Here is a 7,562-nt window from a genome sequence, read left to right as displayed (position 1 = left end):
AACCAGTGTCCCGCCGCTTTCTGCATGATGAAAAAATGGTATCGAGGTTATGGCAGATAGCGGGCCTGCAAATGCTGTGAGAAAAGGAAGATAAGGGAACCCCTCGAGGCCTGGAAAGAGGTACAGCAAAAAGCAGCCGCGGAAGAGAGCATGATCCTGCCGTTTGAGCAAGTGTTTTACCAAAAGAGAGAACCGGAGCAAATCACCTCATATGTTCCGCCATTATTTTCATGGTACAAATGGGAAACAGCAAAAAAGCTGCAAACCCGCATAAATACAGGCTTGCAGCATTGTTTGCTGGCGTCCCTGGGCAGACTCGAACTGCCGGCCTTTCGCTTAGGAGTTTGGCGTGACCAGTGATGTACGGATCGGATGTAACTTCCCATTATTTCTCTTTCAAAACATATCTCTGGGTACAAGGTTTTTGTGATGAAACTTGCACAAAAGGCCGCATCATGACGCGCTTTTTAAGGCGTCCTATTAGCAAATTCTTAGCAAGAATCAGCTTGGATGCAGTGCCGATCTTCTCACTTCAAGCCTTGTTGACCGAGCAAATCATGGAGGTTAAACAATGGAAAATCATGAAAAGCGTCCGCTGCCGGAAGCACGCACTTACACCGTAGAAGATGTGGCTGCCATCCTCAACATTGGGCGCACATCGGCCTATACGCTGGTAAAGGAAGGTCACTTCAAGACCGTGCGTATTGGTACGGCAATTCGCATTTCCAAAAAATCGTTTGACGAGTGGCTGGAGAAGTTGGAGTTGTAAAGCAAATCGTTAAATATTCAAAGGGCCGCCGTAGACTCAAAACTACGACGGCCTTTTCCTATCGGCTACTTTCCAAACAAATCACTATGGGTCCCTGTACGGGTCAGGGTCAGTACCAGGACATCGTCCTCAACCCGGTAGACCAAGAGCCAATCGGGCAGGATGTGACATTCTCGATGGCCGACCCAGTTGCCGGTAAGTGCGTGATCTTTATTCTTTTCTGGTAGAGATTGTCCCGCAGCCAAAAGAGCAACGATCTGTTCCAGCAATTCGATTTTTAAGCCACGCTTGATTGCCAGCTTGTAGTCCTTTCGGAATTGCGTGGTGAACTTGACCACATATTTTGTCTGGCTCATTTCTTCAAATCCGCAAACATCTCATCCATATCGGTGTACCCCTTTACAGACGGATCCTTTGCAATCCTTTCCGCCTCCAGCATGGCAGCAATCGTTTCCTTGTTGGGCTGATTCAAATTGATCTCAAAAGGAATCCCGCCCTCCCGAAGAGACTGCCGGACAAAGATGTTGAATGCGGTGGACAGGTTCATGCCGAGTTCAGCAAACAGCGCATCAGCCTGTGCTTTCAGTTCGGAATCCATACGAATACTAATATTGGTGGTAGAACCGGCCATAGAATCATCTCCTTCCTATTGGCACTTTTATTATATGCCACTTGCACGAAGAAAACAATACAATGCACGAAAATTTACAAACATTTCATGATGATAAGAACCAGGAGATTGATCTCATTTCATGTAGTACAGCCCCTTTATATGACCTTTTCGACCTTTTGTGCATAATTACCTCGATTTTGCTGAATCAGATAGCATCGCCCATAATGAAATGACACGATATGGCTTATATAGAAAAGACGCGAAATACAGCTTGGACTTAGGAGTTTGGCGTTTCTTTTGGTACGATATACCCATCATAACTTCCCATTACTTTTGATTCGCTATGACATTGTGTGGTTACTGGTCAATCTGCACAAAATTTCGTAAAATGCCGCCTTGTTACGGCCTGTTCAGAATGTCAAATTAGCAAATTCTTAGCACGGATGATGGCAGAAAGCCCCTTCGCCACAAGGAAAACCAGATAGGCATAGTCAAAATGCCTACGAAAAATGGGAGGCCAAAATTATGAGTACATCGCAGGAAAAGAAGCTGCCGAGCAACAGAACCTACACCGTGGATGATATTGCCGCAATCCTTGGAATTGCAAAATCCACTGCATACCGTCTGGTGAACTCTGGAGAGTTCAAAACAATTCGCATCGGCTATGCGATCCGCATTTCCAGAAAGTCGTTTGAGGACTGGCTGGCGATGGAGGAACTGGGAAGCGAAACTAAATAACTGATAGTGCGAGCCATAAACTGCAAATCTATGGCTCGCACTATTTAAAGAACATTAAAGACAAAGAATGGCCTTATCAAAAGATGTGTATCCTGAATAATGAAGCGGCTGTAAATCAGAAAATATTGACGGATATTCTTCTGGGTAGAAGTTTGCAAAAATAAATTTAATGAAAGTGTTAAAGCACACTGGTCTCTTTGCACTAATTCTACATTCTGCATGCTGAATATGAACATGTGTTGCAGGATGCTGCTCGCTAATATTTGATGAATCAAAATCGTATCTGAAGGGACTTCGCATGGCAACTTTACTATTTAACATATCAATATCTGAAAAATACATATTTACTGCTTCACGGATTCCTAACTCATCGACATCTTCTTCAGGAATTAGAATAGGGGAAGGCCAGTACAATAAGCTTTCTTGTAATAATATGTTTTTCCGAAACTTGAAGAATACTCGAATAATTGATCCGTCAAAGAGAATACAGTGATAGGCTCCAGTCTCATAAATTGAAATATATTGGTTCAATGTTGTAAACGACTTGCCAGCATTATGTCTCCCCGGAACATGGTTATCCCAAGTTAAAATTTCCGTATCCTGATTACAGACGACGGCTATATCTTTTGTTATCCTTGATAGACCACATTCATGCAAAATCTGTAAAGTGTTAATTATTTGATCGCGAGTGTCTTCTACATGTTTATTCATCCTCTTCATCGACGTTATCACCATCTGACTTACTACTTAAAAACAATTTCACAAGAGAACTCAGTTCTGGAATTTGGGATGCATCCAAATCACCTTGATTTACTAGTTCAAGAAGGGTGCGAACGCCCTTTTGTGCTTCTTCGATTTTCTTAGTGTCAGACGCTGAACGCTCTCTATTTATAGTTCTTAACCTAGCCATTTCAGTTTTTGTTGGTATTTTAAATTCAAGAACATAGTTCTTAGTAATAAATTTGTTTATTTCCTCAATGAGTCCATCCATAGCGTAGCCAACGCCACATATTCTAACCCAAGCACGAGAACGTGTAATGGCTGTAAAAAGTGTATTCCTCAGTTTAATTAATTCAATACCGTCGTAACAAAAGTCTGCATTTACAATATAAACCATTGGCGCTTCGTTTCCTTTGGCTCTGTATATTGCAGAACAAGAAATACTCCCTGGAACTCGAAAGATATCACGATCATTGGTTACACCAGCGAGCATTGAAGATATTGAATATCTCGCAAGATGCTGTGCAAATCTTTGATACTGACTTTTAGCGGAAATAACGGAAGGGAAAATCACCAGAATATCATCCGGATCAAGTTCATCTTCAGTAATATTTTTCTTAATTTGTTGCGCAACATAGTCATACTGCATGTCTACATCTTCAAAACGCTTTGTTATAATTACATCCTTAGGGTCTAATAAGTCATTAAAATAAGGAGGTGTTGCATCCTGCTTTCTTGATAGTGTCACTTTCTTACCAAAAGACAGAGAGCCTTTATCCTTTTTGTAACCAATATCTTCCCATAGATTCAGCGTATCAAAATGCTGAACCAATTGCTCTCTATATATACCAAATCCTAAAGAATGTGCTAAAGCAAGTGCCCACGGCGGATTTCGATAGCAAACAGGTAAAATGATATCCTGCATCGGCTCATCTTGCTCATTTTTCAATTCAACTAAAGATTTTCCGTTTTCGTCGGTACCAAACATATCTTCAATGGAAGGCATAATCGAAGAACTCAAATTTTGCAATTCATCATATGCCCATACGATACGCTTGGGCTTTTTAACACATTTATATACCAGCTTAAAGAAAGAAGCGGGCAGATCTTGTGCCTCATCAATCAATAATAAATCATATAGAGGAGTATAGTTATCCGGTAAAATATGATTCAACTCGTCACATATACCTGAAAAAGCCTTCTCTCGTCCGTACTTTAATTTCGCATTTGCAAAATTAACAGGAACCTGCCCAATGGAACGAGCTATTTCAGAATAAATCCCCTGTTCAGATTGTGAACCCCAAGCATGAAACAAATGCAATTTATCCCAATTAGGCTCATCTCGAGAAAATTCAAACACAAATTTTGTGATTAAGTCTCGATATTGTTGCCATAAAGCTCTCGTATAGTAAGTTACGACAATATCCCACTCTGGAAATTGTGAATGCAAATATGCCGCTTTTAAAGCCAAAACAATAGTTTTTCCAGAACCAGCCAAACCTCTAATTCTTTGAGGTCCATCTACAATTTCTAACGCAGCTTTTTTCTGCCAATGATCTAAGTTAGCAATCTCCTTTTCTATTTTTTTAATAATATCTCCTTTTGACCCCGAGTTTTTGACATTTTCGCGTTTTTTCCTAGGTTTTATGCTAGCTATTCTTTGTAACGACTCAACTAAAACTTTATAATACTTTGTGTCGAATGTTGGAATTTCATCAATCGCATTTGGCAAATCATCAAATGTGGAAAGGATATATCCATCTTCTAATTCGCCGTCCATCTGCGCAGGCACAATTGAAATAACATGGGGATCTACAGCTAATGAACGTCCTTTTCTTAAGTTCGGATACTGTGTTAAAGTGTTTGTTAATTGGAAATATAGTTCGCCTTGTTCCTCAATAATTTCATCTAAATTTTCTAACTTAGTAAATATAAAGGCAACAATACCAATTTTATTACTGACAAATAAAGCATCAACAGTAACAGTGTTTTCTGCATTAGCGGAAAGCGGATATCCCAAATACAGCGTTGCATCATTTTGGGCATTTAATTTCTCAATGATTGGTATGAGTTCTTTAGTGGCCATTACATTGGAAATCCGTCCGCGCACAATATCCAAAGGCATATTATCCCTCCATTTTAGAAATTGATTTCAATACAATCTTCTCTAAATTTATTGTTATTATGGCCACAGAAAAGAGTCTGTGGTCATAATTTTTATTCTAAATTCTGTGGCTTAGTATAATCAACATGGTTCAATGAAATTTTAAACGGAATTCCTCCATCACGAATTGATTGACGTACAAAGATGTTAAATGCCGTGGACAAATTCATCCCGAGTTCTGCAAATAGTTCGTCAGCTTGTGCTTTCAATTCAGAGTCCATTCGGATGCTAATATTAGTAGTAGAATTACCCATAAGCCCAGCCTCCTTTTACTACACAGTATATGTTAAAAGTAGGACAAAAGCAATATGCAGCACGAAAATGTGCTGAAATAGAGTTAATATCCAGCGTTTATTCTTCTCTAAAACTACTGAAAAGGCTGCCGCCTATGGAGGCTCCCCTCCGGGCTATCCGGGCGGCGTAGAGGCCGTATTTTCCTCGAAAATAAACACTTTTCCTAACCGCCGAAAGGAGGTGATAACATGGCGGTATTTCGCATTGAGAAAACCCGCGACTATACAGTGATGTCCAACCACCACCTACGCAACGTGGGGCTGTCGCTGAAATCCAAAGGGCTGCTCTCCATGATGCTGTCCTTGCCGGAGGACTGGAACTACACCACCAGGGGCCTGGCTAAAATCTGCAAGGAGGGTACGGACAGCATTGGCTCCGCCCTGAAGGAGCTGGAGCGAGCCGGATACATAGTCCGCAACCGTCTGCGGGACAGCAAGGGCAAGATTGTGGATGTGGAGTATGTTATCTACGAGACACCCCATTCCCCGGACACGGGCCAGCCGTGTGAGGGCGAGCCGGATACGGCTTGTCCAGATACGGAAAACCCGGATAAGGATAACCCATGTCTGGAAAGCCGGCCGCAATTAAATAAAGAGAAAAGAAATCCTGAAGAACAAAATACTGATTCACCAAGTACGGAAGGATCAAATCCTATCCAATCAAGCCCCCAAACCCCCGCAGGGGCCAAACGGATCGGACCGGACTGGATGCGGGAGCGAGAGAGCTATCGGGAACTGATTTTGGAGAACATCGAGTATGACATCCTCGTACAGAACGAGCACATGGACCGTGACCGTCTGGACGAGCTGGTGGAGCTCATGGTGGACACCGTCTGTTCCCGCAGAGAGACGATCCGCATTGCCGGGGACGACTATCCGGCGGAGGTAGTTAAATCCCGGTTCCTGAAGCTGAACAGTTCCCACATCGAGTATGTGCTGGACCGTATGCGGGAGAACACCACCTATGTCCGCAACATCAAGAAATATCTGCTGGCTGCCCTGTATAACGCCCCGGCCACCATCGACAGCTACTATGCGTCCCTGGTGAACCACGACCTGTACGGCGGCGGAGAAAGGAGATGATGACTCATGCAGGAAGAAGTCACCCAGCGCACCGTTGCCCTCTGTGTGGAGGTCACCAAGCTCTCCGCCGGGATGCTGCAACAGGCCATGAAAAAGGTACTGGACGAGATGCAGAAAGGCGTGACCGGCCATAAGACCAAGCTGCACCACGGAAAGCAGACCCTCCGGCAGCTTATGAAGCACAACACCGGCGTTTCCAACATCGAGATCACCGACCAGAACATCCGGGCCTTTTCCGCCACGGCCAAGAAGTACGGCATTGACTTTGCTCTGAAAAAAGACACCAGCGGCGAGATACCGCGCTACCTGGTGTTTTTCAAGGGCCGGGATGCCGACGTTATCACGGCGGCCTTTCGGGAGTTCTCCGCAAAGAACCTAGAGAAAGAGAAAAAGCCCTCCATCCGCAAGGAGCTGGACCAGGCGAAGCAGCAGGCCAAAGCCCAGCACCGCCAGCGGGAGAAGGTCAAGACCAAAGACCGGGGTGTGGAATTATGACGGTTGACTTGAAAAAGGCTCTCATCCTCAATCTCCCGTATCTGTTGTTTGTCTATCTCTTTGATAAGCTCTGCCAGGCGGTGCGCCTTGCGCCCGGCCTTGACGCCTCTGAAAAGTTTCTGCATTTGAGCCAGGGCTTTACAGAGGCGTTTTCTTATGCAACGCCAAGCCTGCATCCCCTGGACCTGCTGGTGGGCATCGCCGGGGCGGTCATCGTCCGGTTGGCGGTGTACTCCAAAGGGAAAAATGCCCGCAAATACCGCAAGGGTATTGAGTACGGCAGCGCCCGGTGGGGCACGGCGGCGGATATTGCCCCCTATGTCGATCCGGTCCCCGACTGGAACATCCCTCTGACTCAGACGGAAAAGCTCACCATGTCCAGCCGCCCGAAAAATCCCAAGTATGCCCGGAACAAAAACATCCTGGTCATCGGCGGCAGCGGCAGCGGCAAGACCCGGTTCTTCGTCAAACCCTCCCTCATGCAGATGCACAGCTCCTATGTGGTCACCGATCCCAAAGGACAGCTTTTGTCCGAGGTGGGGACCATGCTGCGGCGGGGTGCCCCCAAGCTGGACGAGAACGGAAAGCCCATGCGGGACGCCCGTGGGAAGGTCATCTATGAGCCGTACCGAATCAAGGTTCTCAATACCATCAACTTCAAAAAGAGCATGAAATACAATCCCTTCG

General features: G+C 44.6%; 10 protein-coding genes and 1 pseudogene. 6 read left to right on the top strand and 5 right to left on the bottom strand.

Annotated elements, in window-relative coordinates:
• The first annotated feature begins 150 nt into the window (after positions 1-150).
• A complete protein-coding gene (locus ACQRD3_RS13115) occupies positions 151-360 on the top strand; it encodes a hypothetical protein (protein ID WP_427781689.1) in 210 nt (69 codons plus the stop codon).
• Between the two features lie 211 nt (positions 361-571).
• Positions 572-769 (top strand): helix-turn-helix domain-containing protein, encoded by a 198-nt coding sequence (locus ACQRD3_RS13110; RefSeq protein ID WP_427781688.1) that lies wholly within the window; start codon positions 572-574, stop codon positions 767-769.
• Between the two features lie 65 nt (positions 770-834).
• Here ACQRD3_RS13110 and ACQRD3_RS13105 read toward each other — a convergent pair whose 3' ends face one another.
• Together ACQRD3_RS13105 and ACQRD3_RS13100 are read right to left on the bottom strand one after the other, a co-directional pair.
• A complete protein-coding gene (locus ACQRD3_RS13105) occupies positions 835-1,125 on the bottom strand; it encodes a type II toxin-antitoxin system YafQ family toxin (protein ID WP_427781687.1) in 291 nt (96 codons plus the stop codon).
• The gene (locus tag ACQRD3_RS13100) at positions 1,122-1,400 is read right to left on the bottom strand and encodes a type II toxin-antitoxin system RelB/DinJ family antitoxin (protein WP_427781686.1); all 279 of its coding nucleotides are present in this window, start codon (positions 1,398-1,400) and stop codon (positions 1,122-1,124) included. The genes ACQRD3_RS13105 and ACQRD3_RS13100 overlap by 4 nt, the downstream gene beginning before the upstream one ends.
• 507 nt (positions 1,401-1,907) lie before the next feature.
• Between ACQRD3_RS13100 and ACQRD3_RS13095 the strand changes: the two genes are divergently transcribed.
• On the top strand, positions 1,908-2,120 hold the full coding sequence (locus ACQRD3_RS13095) for a helix-turn-helix domain-containing protein (RefSeq protein ID WP_162221360.1): 213 nt from the start codon (positions 1,908-1,910) through the stop codon (positions 2,118-2,120).
• A gap of 54 nt (positions 2,121-2,174) precedes the next feature.
• Here the strand turns inward: ACQRD3_RS13095 and ACQRD3_RS13090 are convergent, their stop codons facing one another.
• The 3 genes and pseudogenes from ACQRD3_RS13090 to ACQRD3_RS13080 all read right to left on the bottom strand — a co-directional run.
• A complete protein-coding gene (locus ACQRD3_RS13090; RefSeq protein WP_162221359.1) occupies positions 2,175-2,831 on the bottom strand; it encodes a DUF2290 domain-containing protein in 657 nt (218 codons plus the stop codon).
• Positions 2,824-4,965, bottom strand: a complete 2,142-nt coding sequence (locus ACQRD3_RS13085) for a DEAD/DEAH box helicase (RefSeq protein WP_162221358.1) — start codon at positions 4,963-4,965, stop codon at positions 2,824-2,826. Before ACQRD3_RS13085 ends, ACQRD3_RS13090 begins: the two co-directional genes overlap by 8 nt.
• A gap of 131 nt (positions 4,966-5,096) precedes the next feature.
• Positions 5,097-5,258 (bottom strand): annotated as a pseudogene (locus tag ACQRD3_RS13080) (type II toxin-antitoxin system RelB/DinJ family antitoxin); the annotation flags it as partial.
• 228 nt (positions 5,259-5,486) lie between these two features.
• On the opposite strand from ACQRD3_RS13080, the gene ACQRD3_RS13075 reads away from it, so the two are divergent.
• From ACQRD3_RS13075 to ACQRD3_RS13065, 3 genes are all read left to right on the top strand, one after another.
• Positions 5,487-6,380: a DUF6017 domain-containing protein gene (locus tag ACQRD3_RS13075; RefSeq protein ID WP_290880990.1), complete on the top strand. Its 894-nt coding sequence runs from the start codon at positions 5,487-5,489 to the stop codon at positions 6,378-6,380.
• A 6-nt stretch (positions 6,381-6,386) separates the two neighbouring features.
• Positions 6,387-6,875, top strand: a complete 489-nt coding sequence (locus tag ACQRD3_RS13070) for a PcfB family protein (protein ID WP_162221355.1) — start codon at positions 6,387-6,389, stop codon at positions 6,873-6,875.
• Positions 6,872-7,562: type IV secretory system conjugative DNA transfer family protein (locus ACQRD3_RS13065; protein ID WP_427781685.1), on the top strand; the 691-nt coding region annotated here is incomplete at its 3' end. The genes ACQRD3_RS13070 and ACQRD3_RS13065, both read left to right, overlap by 4 nt.

This window comes from Candidatus Pseudoscillospira sp. SGI.172 (assembly GCF_050313575.1).
Classification (GTDB): domain Bacteria; phylum Bacillota; class Clostridia; order Oscillospirales; family Oscillospiraceae; genus Vermiculatibacterium.
Note: the sequence above shows the minus strand (reverse complement) of the source record. Positions and strands in the feature narration are given on the sequence as shown.